The sequence below is a fragment of the Haemophilus sp. HMSC61B11 genome (assembly GCF_001838615.1).
GTDB classification, from domain to species: domain Bacteria; phylum Pseudomonadota; class Gammaproteobacteria; order Enterobacterales; family Pasteurellaceae; genus Haemophilus_D; species Haemophilus_D parainfluenzae_AD.
Map to the genome: position 1 here is coordinate 1 of NZ_KV837954.1, position 2,845 is coordinate 2,845.

3 protein-coding genes are annotated in these 2,845 nt (G+C 33.7%); all 3 read right to left on the minus strand.

Translation table 11 applies throughout. The features are described 5' to 3' along the window. Positions 1-87: 87 nt before the first annotated feature. The 3 genes from HMPREF3263_RS00935 to HMPREF3263_RS00945 are packed head-to-tail and all read right to left on the minus strand — an operon-like array spanning position 88 to position 2,715. Complete coding sequence (locus HMPREF3263_RS00935) at positions 88-1,491, minus strand: T6SS phospholipase effector Tle1-like catalytic domain-containing protein (protein WP_070852827.1); 1,404 nt, start codon at positions 1,489-1,491, stop codon at positions 88-90. Next, positions 1,488-2,189 carry a hypothetical protein gene (locus HMPREF3263_RS00940; RefSeq protein WP_065242657.1) on the minus strand — a complete coding sequence of 234 codons (702 nt, stop codon included), beginning with the start codon at positions 2,187-2,189 and terminating at the stop codon, positions 1,488-1,490. The genes HMPREF3263_RS00935 and HMPREF3263_RS00940 overlap by 4 nt, the downstream gene beginning before the upstream one ends. A gap of 4 nt (positions 2,190-2,193) precedes the next feature. Then, positions 2,194-2,715: a DUF4123 domain-containing protein gene (locus HMPREF3263_RS00945; RefSeq protein WP_005698204.1), complete on the minus strand. Its 522-nt coding sequence runs from the start codon at positions 2,713-2,715 to the stop codon at positions 2,194-2,196. Positions 2,716-2,845 lie beyond the last annotated feature (130 nt).

A 2,845-nucleotide genomic window follows, 5' to 3' on the forward strand; every position in this document is an offset into this window, starting at 1 on the left:
ACGAACCGGTTGTTCTCCTTGCCAAAAAGTGAAGGTTACGGATTGATCCGTACTCACAAAAGAATACTTAAGGAAATATATAATAACTTAATCGTTTATTACTACTGCTTTTCCTATATCATTGGCATATGCCTCTCTTATTGGTAAGGGATTATTTCGAATACGCCTTGCATCATTTGCAATAGTATCGGTTACACCTGAACTTGCGCGATGTTTAAAACCAATAGGTGGCAATGAAGTTTTATCAGCAAAAGAAGATATTGATGAATTATGGGCATATTTAGCCAAAATACTTCTGTGGAAAAAGGTTCTAATATGTAGTTCAGACTGATTATTAAATGCTGTTTGACCTCCAATTAATAATTTTAATGATGAAATATTTGTAGTAGCAATTTCATAATATTCTCTTAATTCTTTCGTCCATTTAAGTAAAATACTCGTATCATCTGGTGAAAATGGGACATCTTGATAGTTTTGAGGAATATCATTAATAAACGGAACATTTTCCATAATAGCCAAATTATACATTGCGACTAATGTTACTTTTTGCAAATCATCAGTCACCTCTCTTGACCCTCTACATAAAATGCGAAAGTTATTATAAGGAGAAGAGTTACCATAAACATTTTCATCAACTTTACATTGCCAATCTTTGCCAAATTGAATGCCATCTTCTGGTTTTCCTAATTTTTTCTCTGCTTGGATTAAATTATTACCAAGAGCATAATCAAATAATGATTCATATTCTACATTTGCATACCCTCCTCCTATATCGGAATGTGCACCTATAAAATAATAAGATAATCCAGCACCTTGCGTATCAGATAAAGGAAAATTTTTCCGATATTCATCTAATGCAATAAAATGTACAATTTTTTCTGCACTTCGTGGAGATAAATTAAAGTTATAAGGTTCGTAATATCTTGACGGGAAAGTAGCTCCTGACATTTCGTATTTAATGGTGTCGGTCTCTGTGTCTTCATTAGTAATAGGCTTATAGTTAATGTTATTGCCAGCTAAACCGAAAGAACCAACTGTATCGAATAAACCAACAAATTTAAAGGTAAAAATTAAACGTCTATGTTTTCGATACATCTCATTAATAAAATCGCGCGCCATTGCTGCCCCTCGACTAAAACCAAATACATCGATATAGCATTTATACTCCGATTTAGGAAATTGATCCCTTATTTCACTAAGTTGTTCAATCGCTTGATTAATTCGCTGCGCACCTAATGTTCCCGCACCACCTCCTGTCGCATAATCGTCTTCATTATTAATAGTACCAACCCCTTCAATATAGATAGCTTTGATATAAATCAAGCACTCCGTCGGAGTTTTACCTCGTAATATTTCATTATCAGCATACAAACGATAGAGCTTGCCAATATTACTCACACCATTACTACTACGCCCAGCTTCGTCATTGGTCAAATTATTACCTGTACCATCAAAAAACACACCAATTCGAATCACTTTACAACTCATCATTGATCTCCTCGTTCATTTAACCATTTTCTATAGATGCGTTCTCTATTCTCTTCTGAATTGTAAGGTTTCCATTCCGTATTAAAATCTGGTATATGGCGAGTAACTGGTGGCATACCATCTCTAACTCCACGCAAACTCCAATTATTATATTGGTTTCCTCCCTCATCATAATCTTTTTGCAAGACTTCAAAGCGTAGATAATCATTTATATCAACTAGTGGTACATAGGTGCTACTACTTCTAATTTTCTGAACAATAAAAGCCAAATTTGTTTTCTTTTCAAAATCCAATCCAATAATCGCACAAATAGATGCCATCCTTTCAAGATGATAATCCTGCCGATTTGGATAATATCGTTTAGTAATTTCATCTACTTTTCCTACCCAAGCTAATTGAGTCTGTTCATCGGTATCTTGCCAAAAGCCAGGGTAATAAATCTCTAACATTTTGATAATGTTATGGTGCATTCTTAAGGTATTATCCTGTTCAATGCGCGCCTCTTCTTCATCAGTTAATCGATAAGGTTGGGATAGGTCGAGCATTTTCTTCTCCTGTGATTCCGGTAAACATTGATATTGCACTTCTGCGCAACGACGATTTTTAAAAAACTCTTCTCGAAAATTTCGTTCAGAACACGCACAAAGCACACAAATAGACAGACTGAAAAGTGCGGTTGATTTTATCCATACTTTTAACATAACCTTATACTCCTTTCACATGAGTATCAAAATCTAGCGTTTCTTTTTGAAACCACTGTAACTGATTGTCTCGATAGCACACAACATGATAAATATCATTAATGCAATCTTTATAATAAAATATAGTTTGATGGCCAAATAAATAAGTACAATGTATAGGTGTGAGTGTTGCTAAAAAATTAGCAAATATTCTCAAATCAAAAAATCGTCTTAAACAGGGTTTATTTTGTGTATCTATCACATGATAAAAATAGCCTAGCCGCTCAACTAATTTATCTAAAGTTAATTCTGATGAAATAAATAATCCCTGTTGATAATCCGATAAATTAAGTAATTCATTTACGGCATTTTCATCAATATCTTTATTTAATTCAATCAAATAGGGGATTACTTCAGCGACAGCCTGATAATTACCACGATACAAAGGTTCATTGGGTAATAACCACGATTCTAGATTTAACCAAATTTTAGGCATTAAAGCCGCATCAAATAAACCGTATAATTTAATTTTGTTATGATTAGGCATTGATTAATATTTATTCCCTTCACTTAATTTCATACAATCAATACAGATCTCTTGCCCTTTATTAGCAACGAACTGTAAAATTTTAACCATATCTGGGTTCCCCGCATCTTCCGTAAGTGGTCCCTCAACA

Excerpts from the sequence above, each read along its gene's own strand:
- HMPREF3263_RS00935 (WP_070852827.1), bottom strand. The coding sequence starts at position 1,491 with ATGATGAGTTGTAAAGTGATTCGAATTGGTGTGTTTTTTGATGGTACA.
- HMPREF3263_RS00940 (WP_065242657.1), bottom strand. The coding sequence starts at position 2,189 with ATGTTAAAAGTATGGATAAAATCAACCGCACTTTTCAGTCTGTCTATT.
- HMPREF3263_RS00945 (WP_005698204.1), bottom strand. The coding sequence starts at position 2,715 with ATGCCTAATCATAACAAAATTAAATTATACGGTTTATTTGATGCGGCT.